This is a genomic window from Burkholderia perseverans (assembly GCF_022870505.1).
Taxonomy (GTDB): domain Bacteria; phylum Pseudomonadota; class Gammaproteobacteria; order Burkholderiales; family Burkholderiaceae; genus Burkholderia; species Burkholderia plantarii.
In genome coordinates this window covers 3,188,884-3,205,617 of the sequence record NZ_CP045093.1, presented here as the reverse complement: position 1 = coordinate 3,205,617, position 16,734 = coordinate 3,188,884, and the positions used below count along the sequence as shown (strand labels likewise).

At 69.4% G+C, this 16,734-nt stretch carries 15 protein-coding genes; 8 read left to right on the top strand and 7 right to left on the bottom strand.

Annotated features, from left to right (window positions below):
• Nucleotides 1-51 precede the first annotated feature (51 nt).
• The 7 genes from BpN12_RS13450 to BpN12_RS13420 all read left to right on the top strand — a co-directional run bounded on the left by BpN12_RS13450 (nucleotide 52) and on the right by BpN12_RS13420 (nucleotide 7,399).
• A complete protein-coding gene (locus tag BpN12_RS13450; RefSeq protein WP_246793072.1) occupies nucleotides 52-1,539 on the top strand; it encodes a sensor histidine kinase in 1,488 nt (495 codons plus the stop codon).
• Complete coding sequence (locus tag BpN12_RS13445; protein ID WP_246793071.1) at nucleotides 1,524-2,927, top strand: sigma-54-dependent transcriptional regulator; 1,404 nt, start codon at nucleotides 1,524-1,526, stop codon at nucleotides 2,925-2,927. The genes BpN12_RS13450 and BpN12_RS13445 overlap by 16 nt, the downstream gene beginning before the upstream one ends.
• 302 nt (nucleotides 2,928-3,229) lie before the next feature.
• Complete coding sequence (locus tag BpN12_RS13440) at nucleotides 3,230-3,838, top strand: hypothetical protein (protein ID WP_342346193.1); 609 nt, start codon at nucleotides 3,230-3,232, stop codon at nucleotides 3,836-3,838.
• Nucleotides 3,839-3,890: 52 nt separating this feature from the next.
• Nucleotides 3,891-4,445, top strand: coding sequence for a hypothetical protein (locus BpN12_RS13435; protein ID WP_246793069.1), 555 nt, complete (start codon nucleotides 3,891-3,893; stop codon nucleotides 4,443-4,445).
• Nucleotide 4,446: 1 nt separating this feature from the next.
• Nucleotides 4,447-5,688 carry an MFS transporter gene (locus tag BpN12_RS13430; RefSeq protein ID WP_246793068.1) on the top strand — a complete coding sequence of 414 codons (1,242 nt, stop codon included), beginning with the start codon at nucleotides 4,447-4,449 and terminating at the stop codon, nucleotides 5,686-5,688.
• Between the two features lie 327 nt (nucleotides 5,689-6,015).
• Complete coding sequence (locus tag BpN12_RS13425; protein WP_246793067.1) at nucleotides 6,016-6,585, top strand: hypothetical protein; 570 nt, start codon at nucleotides 6,016-6,018, stop codon at nucleotides 6,583-6,585.
• Nucleotides 6,586-6,706: 121 nt separating this feature from the next.
• Complete coding sequence (locus tag BpN12_RS13420) at nucleotides 6,707-7,399, top strand: GntR family transcriptional regulator (RefSeq protein ID WP_246793066.1); 693 nt, start codon at nucleotides 6,707-6,709, stop codon at nucleotides 7,397-7,399.
• A gap of 85 nt (nucleotides 7,400-7,484) precedes the next feature.
• Here BpN12_RS13420 and BpN12_RS13415 read toward each other — a convergent pair whose 3' ends face one another.
• The 5 genes from BpN12_RS13415 to BpN12_RS13395 form a co-directional block, all read right to left on the bottom strand.
• Entirely contained in the window at nucleotides 7,485-8,789 is a 1,305-nt protein-coding gene (locus tag BpN12_RS13415; RefSeq protein WP_246793065.1) for an MFS transporter, read from the bottom strand.
• 166 nt (nucleotides 8,790-8,955) lie between these two features.
• Nucleotides 8,956-9,801, bottom strand: a complete 846-nt coding sequence (locus BpN12_RS13410; protein WP_246793064.1) for a class II aldolase/adducin family protein — start codon at nucleotides 9,799-9,801, stop codon at nucleotides 8,956-8,958.
• 146 nt (nucleotides 9,802-9,947) lie between these two features.
• Entirely contained in the window at nucleotides 9,948-10,961 is a 1,014-nt protein-coding gene (gene ilvC, locus BpN12_RS13405) for a ketol-acid reductoisomerase (RefSeq protein ID WP_246793063.1), read from the bottom strand.
• Between the two features lie 80 nt (nucleotides 10,962-11,041).
• Nucleotides 11,042-12,058: a PDR/VanB family oxidoreductase gene (locus tag BpN12_RS13400; RefSeq protein WP_246793062.1), complete on the bottom strand. Its 1,017-nt coding sequence runs from the start codon at nucleotides 12,056-12,058 to the stop codon at nucleotides 11,042-11,044.
• Between the two features lie 116 nt (nucleotides 12,059-12,174).
• Entirely contained in the window at nucleotides 12,175-13,722 is a 1,548-nt protein-coding gene (locus BpN12_RS13395) for a Rieske 2Fe-2S domain-containing protein (RefSeq protein WP_246793061.1), read from the bottom strand.
• Between the two features lie 533 nt (nucleotides 13,723-14,255).
• On the opposite strand from BpN12_RS13395, the gene BpN12_RS13390 reads away from it, so the two are divergent.
• Nucleotides 14,256-15,392 carry a porin gene (locus BpN12_RS13390; protein WP_246793060.1) on the top strand — a complete coding sequence of 379 codons (1,137 nt, stop codon included), beginning with the start codon at nucleotides 14,256-14,258 and terminating at the stop codon, nucleotides 15,390-15,392.
• Between the two features lie 282 nt (nucleotides 15,393-15,674).
• Here the strand turns inward: BpN12_RS13390 and BpN12_RS13385 are convergent, their stop codons facing one another.
• Both BpN12_RS13385 and BpN12_RS13380 read right to left on the bottom strand, forming a co-directional pair.
• Nucleotides 15,675-15,929, bottom strand: coding sequence for a tautomerase family protein (locus BpN12_RS13385; protein ID WP_246793059.1), 255 nt, complete (start codon nucleotides 15,927-15,929; stop codon nucleotides 15,675-15,677).
• Between the two features lie 47 nt (nucleotides 15,930-15,976).
• Complete coding sequence (locus BpN12_RS13380; RefSeq protein WP_246793058.1) at nucleotides 15,977-16,687, bottom strand: SDR family NAD(P)-dependent oxidoreductase; 711 nt, start codon at nucleotides 16,685-16,687, stop codon at nucleotides 15,977-15,979.
• Between the last annotated feature and the right edge of the window lie 47 nt (nucleotides 16,688-16,734).

Sequence of the window (16,734 nt, the reverse complement as noted above, 5' to 3'; positions counted from 1 at the left end):
GCCGGCCGCCGCCGCGAGGTCTCGCCAACCGATTCTTTTCACAGGCCGCTCATGCCGAGACTGCCGTTCTCTACTCAGATCGTCGCGCTCTGGATTCTGGTCGCGGTCCTCTGCAGCCTGCTCACGGCAGCGGTGTGGCTGATGCTGTCGTCGGCGCTCGGCGAGCGCGTGGCGTTCGGCACGCAGCAGGCGTCGGCGGCATGCGCGACGATCGCCTCGCGATACGACCTGTCGATCCGGCGCGAAGACGAAGCGAACGTGGAACTCATGCATGCCGTGCTCGATCTCGTGCTGACCCGCAGCGACGGCATCGAAGGCGGCTTCTGGCGCCGCGCATCCACGTCCGGCGCGGCCGGAGGCTTCCAGGCCTATGCGTTTCCGACCTACGAGGGCAGCGGCGTAAAGCGCGACATTCCCGAAGCCGAGACCCCACTCATCCTGCGCGCGCTGGCGGACACGGCTGGCGCGGGCCAGGCGCGGTCCCTCGTCGTATCGAGCGGCGCGGACGCGGTGATCGCCGTGGGCTGCCCCGTGCCGCATCACGACGCGCTGTTCGCCTGGACGCTGACGCGCGCGCATCCGCCGCTCGGCCCTCGCGGCGAGAGCGCCGCGCAGGTGCTGGCGGCGATGCTCGCGATCATTCTCGTGCTGGCCGTGTTCCTGGCACTGGCCCTGCGGCGCTGGAGGCGCAACCTGGCGCGACTGGAGCGGTCGCTCGCCCCGGCCGGCGCGTTCGAGCGCGGCGAGCGGCTGGAGCCGCTCGGAGAGCGCGATCTCGACCCGATCGTCGACGCGCTGAACCGCTATGTCGAGCGCGCCGCGACGCTGCAGCGCGAGACGCGGGCGCTCGGCGAGCAGCTCGCGCAGGCGCAGCGGTTCAGCACCCTGGGCAAGCTGGCCGCGCAGGTCGCGCACGAGATCCGGAATCCGGCCGGCGCCATGCGCCTCAAGGCGGAGAACGCGCTCGCGGGCGACGAGGCGCGCCGCGAGGCGGCGCTGCGGACCATCATCGTGCAGATCGGGCGCATCGAAACGCAGGTTGCCAGCCTGCTCGCCCTGACGCGGCCAGTCACGGTCCAGGCATGCGAGGTCGATCTGCCGGCGTGGCTCGCCGACCTCGCGCATACGCATGAGTCGCGCGCCGAGCATCGCGGCGTGACGCTGAGCGTCGAGGCCTCGCCCGGTGCGTCGCGGCCGGTGTTCGATCCCGCCCAGCTGGCCCGCGCGCTCGACAATCTGATCCTCAACGCGCTGCGCCACGCACCGCCCGGCGGCCAGGTGGCGGTGCGCGCGCTCGCCGTCCGCTCGTCCGAAGGAGAGCGGCTCCGGCTCGAGGTGACCGACGACGGGCCGGGCGTGAGCGCGGCCGAGCGCGAACGGATCTTCGAGCCGTTCGTGACGGGTCGCCCGGACGGGGCCGGCCTCGGCCTCGCCGTGGTGCGGGAAGTCGCGGCCGCGCATGGCGGCCGCGCCTGGCTCGCCGGCGACGCGAGCCCTACTACCTGCTTCGTGATCGAGCTGCCATGGCGACCATACTGATCATCGACGACGACGATGCGTTTCGTGAAGGCCTCGCCGAAACCATCGAGGACCTCGGACACATTCCGCTCGAGGCCGGTTCGGGCGACGAGGCGTTCGCGATGTTGCGGGCCGGGACCGCGCCCGCCTGCATATTCCTCGACTTCCGGCTGCCGGGCGCGGACGGGCTGGCGGTGCTCGAAGCGCTGCGCGCCATGAAGGAGGCCGACGGCGTGCCGGTGGTGATGCTGACCGCGCATGCGACGAGCGCGAACACCATCGGCGCCATGCGGCTGGGCGCCTTCGAACACCTGACCAAGCCGGTCGGTCGCGCCGAGATTGCCGCGTTGCTCGGCCGCGTGCTCGCCGGGCAGCGCGAGGCGGCCGCCGCCGAGGCGCCGCCGGCCTTCCTCGACGAGGCGCAGCCGGACGAGCCGCAGCTGCTCGGCATCAGCGAGGCCATGCGGGGCGTGCAAAAGCGCCTCGGCCGCGCGGCGGCGGCGGATTCGACCGTGCTCATCACGGGCGAGACGGGCACCGGCAAGGAGATGGCGGCCCGCGTGCTGCATCGGGCGTCGGCGCGCGCCGACGGCCCGTTCGTGGCCGTCAACTGCGCGGCGATTCCCGACGCGCTGCTCGAAAGCGAGCTGTTCGGCCACGACAAGGGGGCGTTCACGGGCGCTCACGCGCCACGGCAGGGCCGCATCGCGCAGGCGCACGGCGGCACGCTGTTCCTCGACGAGATCGGCGACATGCCGGTTGCGATGCAGGCCAAGCTGCTGCGCGTGCTGCAGGAGCGCCAGGTCACGCCACTCGGCGCGGCGCGCCCGGTGGCGGTGGACGTGCGCGTGGTGGCGGCCACGCACCGCGACCTGCAGGAGCGCGTCGCGGCCGGCGCATTCCGCCAGGACCTGCTATATCGGCTCGACGTGATCCCGCTGCATATCCCGCCGCTGCGCGAGCGCGTGGCGGACATCCTGCCGCTTGCGGAGCACTTCCTCGCCGCGCTGGCGCCGGCATCGCGCAAGCGGCTGTCCGTCGAGGCCCAGCGTCTGCTCGTCAACTTCCCCTGGCCGGGCAACGTGCGCGAGCTGGCCAATGCGATCGAGCGCGCCGGCGCGCTCGCGCCGGGCGCGCTGCTCACGCGCGACGACTTCGCGTTCCTGCTCGATTCCGCTGCCGAGACCGCCGACGAGGCTGCCGATGCGACGATGCCGGGCCAGTTCGCCGAACTGCCGCTCAACGAGGCGCTGGCGCAACTCGAGCGCGCGCTGATCATCCGCGCGCTGGCGGCCAGCCACGGCAACCGCGCCGAAGCGGCACGCCGGCTCGGCATCAGCCGTCAATCGCTCTACACCCGGCTGGCGAGCCTCGGCATCACGCAGCTCGACGCCGAGCCGGACGCCTGACGCGTGATGCCGGTGTCAAGCATCCGGACGGAGGTGTCCGGTTTGCTTGACACCGGCGCCCCCGCGCGCGGTGCGCGAGCCCCGATCGGCGGGGCTCGCGCCGGTGGCATGACGCTTGCGTTCCCACTGGCGTCACCGTCAGGGAGCGCAGCATGCCAATCTCATCGATATCCTCGGGCCGGCGCGCCGCCGCCCGCCTCTTCACAGCGGCAAGTCTCGCGGCGCTGCTCGCGGCAAGCGGCGCGTGTGCCGCGCAGCCGGCCCCCGGCGCCGCGCAACCCGGCCTCGCGACGCCGCCCGCCGTGGCGGTGCCGCCGCCACCGCCACTCGCGGGCGTCGAACCGGCCGCGCCGCGGGACGTCACTGTAGACGCGACCGTGACGCGCTTCGTTACCAATCCCGATGGCGACATCGACGGTCTGGTCAGCGACGCCGGCATGCTCGTGCGCTTCTCCCCGCGCCTGGGCGCGCGCCTGGCTGCCGAGGTGCGGGCCGGCGATCGCGTGCAGGTGAGCGGGACGCGCGACAGCGCCGGCAATCTCATGGCGCAACGGATCGTCGCCGCCGGCAGCGGGCGGCAGTTCATCGAGCCGCCGCCGGGGGACGCGCCGCCCCCGCCGCGCGAATCGCACGATGTCGCGCTGTCGCGACTGAGCGTGCGGGGCCGGGTGGCGCACATCACCACCGCGCCGCGCGGCGAACCCGACGGCGTGGTGCTGACCGACGGCACCGTCGTCAAGCTCACGCCGCCCGTCGCGCAGCGGTTCGCCGCGCTCGTGCAGCCCGGCGCGGACGTCGCGGCGCAAGGCTACGGCACACGCAACCAATACGGCACGGCGCTGCAAGCCACGGCGTTCGGCGCGCCGGACAATCCGGCCCGGCTCTATGACGTCGCGCCGCCAGCCCCCTGACCACCGCGCCGAACGCCTCACCTTTTCCCAACCTCCTGCAAGGATGATCGACATGCACTGGATCGACCCCGAAAGCCTTCCCGAATCGCGCGGCACGGTCGCGCGCTTCCTGCTGAATCCGCACGGCGAACTCGACGGCTTCGTGCTCGGCACGCGGCAGCCGCGCCAGGTACATGTACCGCCTCATCTGTCGGCGCTGATCGCGCGCCACGTCGCGGTGGGCGACGAGGTGCGCGTGCGCGCGGTGAAGCCGCGCGGCGTGGAGATGCTCACGGCGGTCGCGCTGACGACGCCGCGCGGCAAGGTGATCGTCGACGACGGGCCGGGCCATGGCGCCGCCGCGCATGACAAGCCGCGCGTGGAGCCGAAGCCCATGGAGGCGAGCGGCGCAGTCGTGCTGCCGCTGCACGGTCCGAAGGGCGAACTGCGGGGCGCGCTGCTCGACGACGGCACGTCGTTGCGCATGCCGCCGCATGCCGCCGCCGAGCTGGCGTCGTACCTCGCGCGCGGGGTTCACGTGCAGGCCTGGGGGCGCGGCGTCAGCACCCGGCACGGCCGGACGATCGACGTGGACGAGATCGCCGAACTGGTCGACGCGAACGACTGACATGTCCGCCGTTCAATCGCCCGGGCGCGCCCGGTACGCGCTCGAAGGGCTGAACTTCTTCATGGCCGACGTGCAGGCGGGGCTCGGCCCGTTCCTCGGTGTGTTCCTCCAGGCGCAGGGCTGGCGGCCCGACGCGATCGGCACGGTCATGACGCTCGGCGGCATCGCCGGGATGCTGGCGACCTCGCCGGCCGGCGTGCTCGTCGACGCCAGCCGCCGCAAGCGCGGCATCATCGTCGCGGCGGCTGTCCTGACAACGCTCGCCTCGCTCGCGCTGTGGATCTCGCAGCGCGGCTGGGTGGTGGCCGCCTCGCAGGTGTTCACCGCGCTGGCCGGCGCGGTGCTCGGCCCGGCCGTGACCGGCATGACGCTCGGCATGGTGCGCGAAGGCGGTTTCGACCGGCAGTTCGGGCGCAACCAGGTGGCCAGTCACGCGGGCAACGTGGTCGGCGCGGCGCTGTCGGGCTGGCTCGGCTGGCGTTTCGGCTTCGGCGCGGTGTTCCTGCTCGCGGCCGTGTTCGGCGCGCTGACGGTGGGCGCCACGCTGCTGGTGCCGCATGGGGCGATCGATCACGACAGCGCGAGAGGGCTTGGCGCGGCGCATGCTCCGGCCGGCGGCGTTCGCATGCTGTTCGGCAACCGGTCGCTGCTGCTGCTCGCGGCGGCGCTCGCGCTGTTCCATCTCGGCAATGCCGCGATGCTGCCGCTGTATGGCCTCGCGGTGGCGGCCGCGCACGCGGGCAACCCGAGCGCGCTGGCCGCGCAGACCATCGTCGTCGCCCAGCTGGTGATGCTGGCCACGGCCTGCATCGCGGCGCCGCTGATCCGGCGCCTCGGCTACTGGAACGTGATGCTGCTCGCGTTTCTCGCGCTGCCGCTGCGCGGCGCGATCGCGGCGACGTTCATCACTGCCTGGGGCGTCTGGCCGGTGCAGGTGCTCGACGGCATCGGCGCCGGACTGCAGGGCGTGGCGGTGCCGGCGCTCGTCGTGCGGTTGTTGAGCGGTACCGGACGCATCAACGCGGGGCAGGGCATGGTCATGACGGTCCAGGGAGTGGGCGCGGCGCTGAGCCCGGCGCTGGGCGGCAGCGTCGCGCAACACTTCGGTTATGCCGCCGCGTTCGTCACGCTCGGCGCGGTGTCCACCGGCTCGCTCGCGCTGTGGCTCGGCTTCGGCGCCACGCTGCGGCGAGCTTGCGATCCTCGAGGTTACGCAACCGGCGACGCGTCACCGGTTGCGTAACGCCGCCGGCGGGCGACGACGCGCGCCACGGGGAGGCCGTGGACGTACCGATATCGCCCTGTCGCCGCTCGACACGATGTCGGTGCGCGGGCCGATGTGATCGCGACGCCGCGCGCATGCACGCCGACGCCGAGGGCACGGTTTCCTGTCGGCAACGAAGCGCGGAGCGGCGGCGGGCATGGCTCGGTATTTGTCCCGATATGCCCGCCCGGAGTCAGCCCTTACGCTAACTGTATACAGAGTTCGGAATTCCAATCCAATAAAAACGACGATTGCCGCCGCCTCCGGGCCTGACGGCCCCCTTCCCGCGGTACCCATGGAGACGACATGAAAGCGCCGGACTTCCTCATTGCCCGCCCGGCCGCCCACGACGAGCCGGGGCGGTTCGCGATCGGCGAAACCGGCTTTTCGTTCAGCGGCGGGCAGCGCCCGGCCAATCCGCTGGCCGCGTGGATGGGCGGCCGTGGCATTCCGGCCGGCGCGGCGCGCGTGCTCGGCGCGCGCGCCGAGTTCGCCGGCATGACCGCGCTGATCGGTGTGGCCACCGAGTCGGACGCGAGCCACGACCCCGCCGCCGAATGGCTGCTGGCGCGGGCCGCCTCGGGGCTCGTGTCGATCGTCGTGCGCGATGCGCGCGGCAGCCGGCGCGAGCAGGTGCGGGCGGACACGCAACTGGCGCTGGCCGCCGCCCGGCAGTACCGCGCGGCGTTCGCGCTGGTGCTGCTGCAGGCGGGCGGCGCGCGCGATGCCGCCACGGGCTGCGCCGCGTTGCGCGAGGCGTTCGGCTGCGCCGGCGCCGTCGAGCCGGACCGGCTCCATGCCGCCGGGCTCGTCGATGTCGCCGGTGCCGCTGCCGACGTGCCGGTGTGGTTCGCGAGCCTCGCCGCCACCGAGTGACGCCCGGAGTGACGCCCGCGCGACACGGTGGGCCGCGCCGCCGCGCCGCCCCCGCCGGGCTCAACAGCCCGAATCAATGCTGGTAAGCTGACGGTATTCAGTATCCACAGCATCCGCCGCCATGCCAGCCAAACTCCTGAAGATCCAGGCCCGCACCGATTACGTCGACGAGGTCTACCGGGTCCTGCTCGACGCCATCAGCGAGGGCTCCATCGCGCCGGGCACGCGCATCGTGCAGGAAGAGATCGCCGAGCAGCTGTCGGTCTCGCGCTCGCCCGTGCTGCAGGCGTTCCGCCTGTTGAAGAAGGACGGCCTCGTCGAGGATGCGCCGGGCCGCGGCCTGCAGGTCACGCCGCTCGACGCCGCGCGCATCGGCCATCTCTACGAATTCCGCGGCGCGCTCGACAGCCTCGCCGCGCGCCTGGCCGCGCGCAAGAAGGTGATCATCGACAAGGCGCTGGTCGCGGCCGGCCGCAAGCTCTCGAAGGGCAACGACATCCGCGCCATGATCGAGGCCGACATGGCGTTCCATACCGCCATCTACACGGCTTCGGGCAACCCGCTGATCGCCGAGTCGGCGCGCCTGCACTGGATGCATCTGCGCCGCGTGATGGGTGCCGTGCATCAGGTGGCGGGCCAGCGCAAGACCGTATGGGACGAGCACGCCGCGATCGCCGAGGCGATCGCGCGCGGCGACGAGGAGCTGGCCGGCAAGCTGAGCCTGCAGCACACCGAGTTCGCGCGCGAGAACCTGGTCACGAACATGGGCCGCGCGCTGCCCGGGATCAACGCCGACGAGCGCAAGGCGCGCTGATCGCATTGGTGTTCCGGAAACGAGATCGCCGCCGTGGCTTGCGCCACGGCGGCGATTTTCATTGCATAGGACGAAGCTGGCGGGCCTAGCGCCGACGATTGACGAGCGCGGGCGGCACGCGCAGCACCAGCAGCCCGGCGATCACGAGGCTCACCGACATCGTCAGCACGCCCGCGCCGGCCGAGCCGCTCGCGTTCTTGACGATGCCGATCAGCGAGGGGCTCACCACGCCCGAGATGCTGCCCACCGAGTTCGCGAACGCGAGGCCGGCCGCCGCCGCGCTGCCGCCGAGGAAGGCCGGCGGCAGCACCCAGAACTGCGAGATGGTGGTCATCACGCCCATCGTGCCGATGGTCAGCGCGATCATCGCCAGCACCGTCGAATTGGCGCACCAGACGCTTGCCGCGAGCCCGAACGCGCCGGCCAGTCCCGGCACGATCAGGTGCCAGCGCCGCTCGCCGTGGTGGTCCGAGCTGCGGCTCACGAGCACCATCGCCACCGCGCCCACCGCATACGGGATCGCGGTGAGCAGGCCCACGTGGAACGGGTCCGCCACGCCGCTCGACTTGATCAGCGTGGGCAGCCAGAAACTCACGCCATACAGCCCCATCGTGTAGAAAAAGTAGATCGCGCTGACCAGCAGGATCTTCGGATTGAGCAGGCCGTCCTTCACCGAGTGCAGCAGGTCGGCGGGGCGCTCCTCCTCGAGCTTGCGCGCGATCACGGCCTTCTGCGTCTCGCTGAGCCACTTCGCGTCCTGCACCTTGTCGTCGAGATAGAAGTAGGCCAGCACGCCGAGCACCACGGTCGGCAGCCCCTCGAGCAGGAACAGCCACTGCCAGCCGGCCATGCCGTGCGCGCCCGCGAGCTTGGTCATCAGCCAGCCCGACAGCGGCCCACCGATCACGCCCGACATCGGGATGCCCGTCATGAACAGCGCGGTCACCTTCGAGCGCCGCGACGACGGGAACCAGTAGGTCAGGTACAGCACGATGGCGGGGAAGAATCCGGCTTCAGCGAGGCCGAGCAGGAAGCGCATCACGTAGAACGCGGCCGGCGAGCGCACGAACATCATGCCGACCGAGACGATGCCCCAGGTCACCATGATGCGGGCGATCCAGCGGCGCGGCCCGACGCGCAGCAGGATCAGGTTGCTCGGGATCTCGAAGATCAGGTAGCCGATGAAGAACACGCTCGCGCCGAAGCCGTAGACGGCCTCGCTGAAACCGAGGTCGCCCAGCATCTGCAGCTTGGCGAAGGCGACGTTGATGCGGTCGAGATAGGCGGACAGATAACAGAGGAACAGGAACGGAATCAGCCGCCACGCTGCCTTGGCAAACGCGGACGACTCGCTCGATTCCAGAAAGGCGGCCGGACTGTGGGTACTCATGGTTGTCTCCTGAGGGCCTGCAATGATCGGTGGCGGTGCGTGTTGTTATGTCCACCGTTGGCCGCCCGCGGCGGCTTCGATGCGAAGCGCGCCGCGGGCGTCGGGGTGTTGCCGGGTATTGCCGGGTGTATTGCGTGCTGTCGTTTTTTTTAGCCGCTGCCGCCTGTCAGTCGAACATGTCGGGCTGGGTCGCCACCAGGTCGTTCCAGATGGTCTGGAAGTGCAGCCAGCCGATGTAGTCGCTGCCCACGTGCTCGCGGCTGTAGCGCGCGCGTTCCGGCGTGACTTCCTTCGGCGTGATGCCGGCCGCCTCGATCATCAGTTGCTGCTGGCAGCAGCGTTCGAGCGCGATGAACCAGAACGCGGCCGAATCGACGCTGTGGCGGCTGGCCGTGAGCAGGCCGTGGTTCTGGTGGATCGCCGCCTTCACGCCGGCGAACGCGTTGGCGACCTTGTTGCCGCCCTTCACCTCGACGGCCACCTTGCCGGCTTCGTCGCCGATCACCACGTGGTCCTCGAAGAACGCCGCGGCGTCCTGCGAGATCGGCGCGAGCGGCTTGCCGAGCGCGGCGAACGCGGTGCCGTACACGGTGTGCGCGTGGCACATCGCGACGATGTCGCGGTGTTGCTCGTGGACCGCCGCGTGCAGCACGAAGCCCGCGCGGTTGATGGCATGCGAGCCTTCCACCACGGTGCCCCGGTGATCGGCGCAGATCAGGTTCGACACCTTCACCTGCGCGAAATGCACGGCCATCGGGTTGGTCCAGTAGAGGCCCGGGTTCTCGGGATCGCGCACCGTCAGGTGGCCCGCGAAGCCGTAGTCGAAGCCGTGGATCGCGAACGCGCGGCAGGCCGCCACCAGGTGTTCCTTCAGGTGCTGGCGCTGCGCGGCGGCGCTCTTGAACTCGGGCAGTTCGGGGAAGATCAGCCCTTCCTGCTCGGGCTGGTAGATCGAAACCTTGCCGGGCTTCACGATCGATTCGGCGCGGGGTTCGGCAATGGCGGTGGACATGGGGCATTCCTCCTGCGTATCGGATGGGGAAAAAGCGTCGGCGGTAGGGCTGCACCGCCGGATGGTGATGAATTCGTACTGCGAATCGAACGCATGGCGGGCGTAGCGACACCGATGCCCGCCGTGCGTTCGTCTGCTGCGGGTGGTCAGTTTCTCGAACGATCGACGAGCGCGTCCCGTCCGATCCACGGCATCATCGCGCGCAGCTTCGCGCCGACGATCTCGATCGGGTGGTTGGCCGTCAGCCGCCGGTGCGACTGCAGCGTCGGCGCACCCGCGCGGCTCTCCAGGATGAAGCGCTTCGCGTAGTCGCCGCTGCGGATGTCGTGCAGCACCGCCTTCATCGCCTCGCGCGTGGCCGCGGTGACGATGCGCGGGCCGGTCTCGTACTCGCCGAATTCGGCGTTGTTCGAAATGCCGTAGTTCATGTTCGCGATGCCGCCTTCGTAGATCAGGTCGACGATCAGCTTCACTTCGTGCAGGCATTCGAAGTAGGCCATCTCGGGCGCGTAGCCGGCCTCGACCAGCGTGTCGAAGCCGGCCTTGATCAGATCGACGAGGCCGCCGCACAGCACCGCCTGCTCGCCGAACAGGTCGGTCTCGGTTTCCTCGGGGAAGCTCGTCTCGATGATGCCGGCCCGACCGCCGCCGTTCGCCGCCGCGTAGGCCAGCGCGATCGCGCGCGCGGTACCCGACGGGTTCTGCGCGACCGCGATCAGATGCGGCACGCCTCCGCCCGCCACGAAGGTGCTGCGCACCGTGTGGCCCGGCGCCTTCGGCGCGACCATCATCACGTCGAGGTCCGCGCGCGGCTCGACCTGGCCGTAGTGGATGTTGAAGCCGTGCGCGAAGCCGAGCACGGCGCCCTGCCGCGCGTGCGGTGCCACTTCGTCGCGATAGACGTCGGCGATGTGTTCGTCGGGCAGCAGCATCATGATCAGGTCGGCCTGTCTGACGGCGTCGGCGATCGTCCTGACCGGCAGGCCGGCCTGCTCGGCCTTGGCCCACGACGGCCCGCGCCGCAGCCCGACGCTGACCTCGATGCCGCTGTCCTTCAGGTTCAGTGCGTGGGCGTGGCCCTGCGAGCCGTAGCCGATCACGGCCACGCGCCGCTGCTTCAGCAGCGCGAGATCGGCGTCCTTGTCGTAATAAACTTTCATGCGGTTTCCGGAATGGCGCGCCGGTGGCGCGGTTGGGGTGAAACGGGTGTCGGCGTATCGATGCATCGATGTGTCGGGGCTCATAGCTCCAGCACCAGCGTGCTGCCGAGCGGCCGCGATACGCAGGTGGTCAGGTATTCCTGCTTTTCCTCGTCGGTGAGGATGAAATCGTTGTGCTCGACTTCGCCGTCGCGGTAGCGCACCTTGCAGGTCGCGCAGAGGCCCGCGCAGCACGAGGTGGGCACGGCCACTCCGGCCTCGTTGAGCGCCTCGGCGAGGTTCTGGCCGGGCGCCACATGCACCACCCGGCCGCTGCTGGCGAGCGTCACGTCGCAACCGTCGGCGGCCTGCGCCGGCAGGTCGGACGGCGCGCGCGCCGGTGGCTCGGGGGCCTTGAAGTGCTCGAAGTGGACGGTACCCTTCGGCCAGTGGCTGGCTGCCTCGGCGCAGGCCTTCATGAAGCCGGCCGGGCCACAGTAATAGACGTGCGTGCCCGGCACCGGCCGCGCCAGCAGGGCGCGCAGGTCGAGCTGCTGGCCGGCCGCGCCGCCGTCGAAGTGGTAATGCAGCCGGCCCGCGCGATGGAGAGCGGCTAGTTCCTCGCCGAACGCCGCCGCCTCGCGGCTGCGCGCGCAGTAATGCATCTCGAACTCCACGCCGTGCGCTTCCAGCTCGTGCGCCATCGCCTTGAGCGGCGTCACGCCGATCCCGCCCGCGATCAGCAGCACCTTGCTCGCGTCGCCGGCCAGCGCGAAGTGATTGCGCGGCCGGCTGATGGTGACGAGGTCGCCGGCCCGCACGTGCTCGTGCATCGCGCGCGAGCCGCCGCGGCCGGCTTCGTCGCGCAGCACGGCGATCACGTAGCGGTGCCGCTCGGCCGGCGCGTTGCAGAGCGAGTACTGGCGGATCAGGCCGTCACGCAGGTGGACGTCGATATGCGCGCCCGCCTCGAACGGCGGTAGCGCCTCGCCGGTGGGGCTCGTCAGTTCGTAGGAGTGGATCCCCTGGCCCTCGTATCGCACCTGCCGCACGCGCAGCTCGAGCGTGGGCGCCTCCGTGTCCTGAACGGCTTCCGCCGTTTCCGTTGCGGTGTCCATTGCCATCGCCATCGTGTTGTTCCTCCTTCCCTTCCTGACTGCTTGCCGGATGCGTCCGCCGGTAGCCGCGCGCTGCACCGGCCGCCGGCGTGGTTTGCGCGGTGCGTGTCGGCGTCTCAGCCCTTCAGCGAACGCTCGAGTTCCTCGAACCGCTCGCGCACGAACTCGCCGCGCTCGCCCGGTTTCATCGGCTCGCTCTGCGTGAGGATCTCGACCACCGCCTTCAGCACCTTGCGGCGGCGCGCGACTTCTTCCTCCACCGTCTCGCCCTCGGCGATCTCGAACACATTGCCCGAGCAGAAGCTGTTCGGCATGCCGTTGAGATCGCGGAACCACTGCACGAAGCCCGCCGCCGAGGCCTGCGCGTTGGTGCCGCGCACCGCATCGCGCAGCATCTTGCGGAACTGGTAGAGGCCCGCGTCGAAGCGGGTCGGATGTTCGAGCGCGTGGACCGCGATCGGGCGCTGGCTGATGATCGCCTCGTAGTCGCCCGGCGCGTATTGCGCGTCCTTGTAGTTGGGGCGCTCGCGGTGGTTCGGCGGGATCGGCGGCAGGTCTTCCAGCTTGTACTGGCCGAAGCGTTCGGGGCGGCGCATCGCCACCTGGCCTTCGAGGAAGTCGATCGACTCGTAGCCCACCAGCTCCTTGCGGCCGATGCCGCGCGTGTCGATGCCCGGCCCCATCACGCGCCAGCCGATCATCTTGCTGTTCTCGTCGTCCACCGGTACCGTCCAGCGGATGATGTGGAAGCGGCTGAACAGCTTCTTCTGCGAGCCGTCCTCGGAGGTGTAGGCGTGCAGGCTCAGGTTCGGCAGCACCTGATGCTGGACCCGCACGAACAGCTTGTCCTTGTCGACGCGGCGCGCGCCCGCGCAGGCCAGGCTGCGGCCGTTCTGCACCGGCACGAAGTTCATGTCCGGCGCGACTTCCATCGACGCCGCGCCGACCTCGTCGAAGGTGGTGCCCTGATAGTGGCCGTCCACCACGTTCTTGCCCGCGTGCAGCGCCGTGGGGTGATAGTTGTCGGCCGCGTTGTCCTGCACCTGCAGCCAGTTGCAATGCTGGAAGTTGCTGTAGGGCACCAGCTCGTCGCCTTCCATCACCGTGAAGTCGCCTTCCCACTCGGGGAACGGCGGCTCCTCGTCGGGCGGCCCCATGTAGGCGAACACCAGGCCGTTGCGCTCGAACGCCTTGTAGGCGCCCTGGCGGATCGAGCAGGCGAAGCGCTCGGCTTCCTTCTCCTCGCCCTTCGGGAACGGCACGTGCAGGCAGCTGCCGTCCACGTCGAACACCATGCCGTGATAGCAGCACATGATGCCGTGCTCCTGGATCGCGCCGTATTCGAGCGAGGCGCCGCGATGCACGCAGTGCGCGTGCAGCACGCCCACCGCGCCGCTCTTGTCGCGGAACGCCACCAGCTCTTCGTTGAGGATCTTGATGAAGCGCGGCGTGTCGGTCAGCTCCGCCGACATGCAGACCGGATGCCAGAAGCGGCGCATGAATTCGCCCATCGGCGTGCCGGGGCCGGTTTCCGTCAGCTCGGGGTCGTGCTCCGGCACCTTGTTCGTGTAGTAGCCGCCGAACGGGATCAGCTTCTTCGCCACCGGCGCGGCGCCGCCGGCCGTGCGCTTCTGATCGTCCATTTTTTCCGACTTGACGCTCATGTCTTTCCTCCAGTGATTGATAGGGACGCTCGGTCAGGCGGTTCACCGCTGAACGCCGTACTCTGAGTTTGTGCTCTGAACTCTGTATCCAGAGTGTTGGGTGAAGCATAGGCGGATCAGGAAGGGGTGTCTTGATAGGGTTAACGCCGAACGGGGAACGAGGCGGGTGGGGCGGGAGAGGCCGGCGCGCGATGCTGCGGCGCCGCGCCGGGGCGGCGAAAGCCATGCCGGGCGGGGGCTATGGTGCAGCAACGCGCTGCGCGCCGGGGCGGCTATGGAGTGGGGGGCGGTGCCGGCCTGCGGCTTGCCGAGGGCGATTCGAACAGGAGTTTCCGATCCCGCGCATCAATCCGGGTTGGCGTGCGTCGTTGTCGGGGGCCGCCTGCTCATGCCGGCAAATATTTCAGCTTTTTGATCGATTCTTCCATTTCCCGGAAGGGTGCGTGCGGGATCCAGCGGGCATTTTTCGCGGTCGGTCTTTTTATACTCGGCGGCGTCTCGAACCAGCGTTTCTAAAGAACTGGAGTCTCCCGGTGAAAAAAATCTCGATTGCCGCCGCCTGCCTTACCGCATTCGCGGCAGCTTCCGCCCACGCGCAAAGCTCGGTCACGTTGTACGGTCTCGTCGATGCCGGCATTGCCTATACGAACAACGTCGGCGGTAGCGGCCGCGTTGCGCTGGCAAGCGGCAACATCAGCGGCAGCCGCTTCGGCCTGCGTGGCGCCGAGGATCTCGGCGGCGGCCTCAAGGCCGTGTTCGTGCTCGAAAACGGTTTCAGCGTGAACAACGGGCAGCTGGGCCAGAACAGCCGCATGTTCGGCCGCCAGGCGTATGTGGGCCTGAGCAGCAGCACGTTCGGCACGCTCACGGTGGGCCGCCAGTATGACGACGTGGTCGACTTCGTCGCGCCGCTGTCCGCCACCGCCGGCACGTTCGGCGATTCGGGCTTCGCGCACCCGTATGACAACGACAACCTGCAGCACAGCGTGCGCTTCAACAACGCCGTGAAGTTCACGAGCCTGAACTACGCCGGCTTCAAGTTCGGCGGCATGTACGCGCTCAGCAACAGCACCGCATTCGCCGTGAGCCGCGCCTACAGCGCGGGAGCGAGCTACACGTTCGGGCCGCTGACAGCCGCCGCCGGCTACCTGCAGACCAACGGCACGGCCGCCAAGGTCGGCAGTGCGTTCGCCAACACCGGCGGCGCCGTCGATCAGGCCGAGGTGAAGGGCAACCTCACGTCCGACGTGCAGCGCACCGCCGCCGCCGGCCTCAGCTACGCGTTCGGGCCGGCCGTGCTCGGCTTCGTGTATTCGCACAGCCAGTACCAGGGCACCAGCGCGCTCGGCCTGAACAACGGCTCGGCACGCTTCGACAACTACGAAGTCAACGGCATGGTGAACCTCACGCCGGCGCTGAAGGCTGGCCTCTCGTATGCCTACACCGATGCGCACCTGAGCGGCGCCACGGCCTACGGCGCGGATCCGAAGTGGAACCAGGTGAACGCGATCGCGCGCTACGCACTGTCCAAGCGCACCGAGCTGTACGCCGAGGCGATGTACCAGCACGCCACCGGCAACAAGAACGTCGCGGCGCTGTACAACGCGGGCGGCGCGTCGTCCACCGGCAATCAGGTGATGGGCGCGGTGGGGATGCTTACGCGCTTCTGAGTTTTTGCGTTTTCGCGCGACAGTTTGATTTGATGCCGTGGCGGGGTGGCGACGATTGCGGCAGTCACCCCAGTTACCGTCATCGCGTTTCCGAGCGGACTCACGGTGTGTTCCGGATGCCGGCGCGGGGTAGGTCGCGGATTCGGGGTTTTCGACTGGAAACGTGCGTCGATGCGGGCGCCGCTGCGGATGCATGCAACGCCGAACGCAGCCCGGCGGATGCTTCGCGCTCGGGAGATGTCGACGGCTTGCCGGCCCCGAAGCGACAACGCGAACGCGGCGCTAGTTTCCGGGCTCCCCGGTCCGGGGAGCCCGCGCGCGCTGCCTGCGATATTCGGACAGCGGCAGGCCGCCCTGTCCGAAGTCGTCGATCTCATGCTCGTGTAAGACGACGGTTGTCTCCGCATGCGGCTTGCCCATGACATGGAAGAGCAGGTCGGCGATCCCTCGGTAGATCTCGGCTTTTTGCTCCCTGGTAGTGCGTTCCGCACCCGGGCCGGTGCCCTCGCGGGTCACCAGGATGGTCACGATCGGCATACGATTCTCCAGCAGAAAGACGGGCGTGCGTCGAGCGACCCGGCAGATCAGCGACCGGCGATGAGGCCGCCATCGACGTGCAGGATTTCACCGGTCGAGAAGGCTGCGTCCTCGAGGTAGAGCACCGCGCGAACGATGTCGTCGATCTCGCCCAGCTTGTTCATGGGATGGAAGGCAGCCAGTTTTTCGACGATCTCGGGATCGTGCATGGGCGTGCGGATCACGCCCGGTGCCACGGCGTTCACGCGGATGCCGCGCGTGGCGTACTCGATCGCCATGCTCTTGGTCGCGGAGTTCATCCCTCCCTTCGTCAGCATGGCGATGAAGGCTGGAGAACGCGAGCTGGCGAATTCCGCCGTCGAGGCCGTGATCTGCACGACGTGGCCGCTGCCCTGCTTGAGCATCACCGGGATGACCCGCTGCGTGGTGAAGAAGAAGCCGTCGAGGTTGGTCTTCAGCTTCAGCCGATAGTCCTCCTCGGTATATTCGGTGAACGGCTTGCCGATGAAGATGCCGGCGTTGTTCACCAGCGTATCGATGCGGCCGAACCGGTCAAGGGCCGCCGCGACCAGACGCTTGCCCGTCTCCGGATCGCCGATGTCGCCTGCGACGGTGATCAGGTCCGGATCGGTCGAAGGCTGGATCGAGCGCGACGTGGCGACGACGCCGTAGCCGCGCGCGCGGAATCCATTGACGATGCCTTCGCCCATTCCTTGGGACGCGCCGGTGACGATGGCGACTTTCTTGATCGCTGACATTTTGGGCTCCTTTACCCTTGCACGATGGCCAAAATCTAAGGCATTGT